This window comes from Cupriavidus sp. 05N39 (genome assembly GCF_056397325.1).
On sequence record NZ_JBFTNE010000317.1, the window covers coordinates 1 to 450 of the forward strand.

The 450-nt window shown below is 62.1% G+C and carries 1 protein-coding gene; it reads right to left on the reverse strand.

Annotated elements, in window-relative coordinates; translation table 11 throughout:
- On the reverse strand, window positions 1–330 hold a 330-nt coding region (rbfA, locus tag AC1DN0_RS41490), incomplete at its 3' end, for a 30S ribosome-binding factor RbfA (protein ID WP_477146669.1).
- Between the last annotated feature and the right edge of the window lie 120 nt (window positions 331–450).

The window sequence follows — 450 nt, forward strand, 5'->3', positions numbered from 1 at the left end:
GCGCAGGATGTTGTCGATGCGCTCGCCGCGGTCCACCGAATCATCGTAGTGGAAGTGCAACTCGGGCACGTGGCGCAGCTTCATCGCCCGCGCCAGTTCCATGCGCAGGCCCCAGGCCAGTTCCTTCAGGCCCTTCAYGGCTTCCACCGAACGCTCGGGCATCAGTGCCGTGACGAAGATCTTGGCATGGGCCATGTCACGGGTGATTTCCACGTCGGAGACGCTCACCGAAGGCAAGCCGTGTTCACGCACCGCGTTGTGCACGAGCGTTCCCAGTTCACGGCGGATCTGGGCGGAAACACGGTCGGTTCGATGGAAGGTCTTTGGCACGGTAGGCAGACTCGTCTTGAAAGATGATACGGATAAGCGGAAAGAGCCGGACCGCGCGGGGCGGTCCGGCCTGGAACATTACAGCGTGCGCGGCACTTCGATACGCTCGAAGCACTCGAT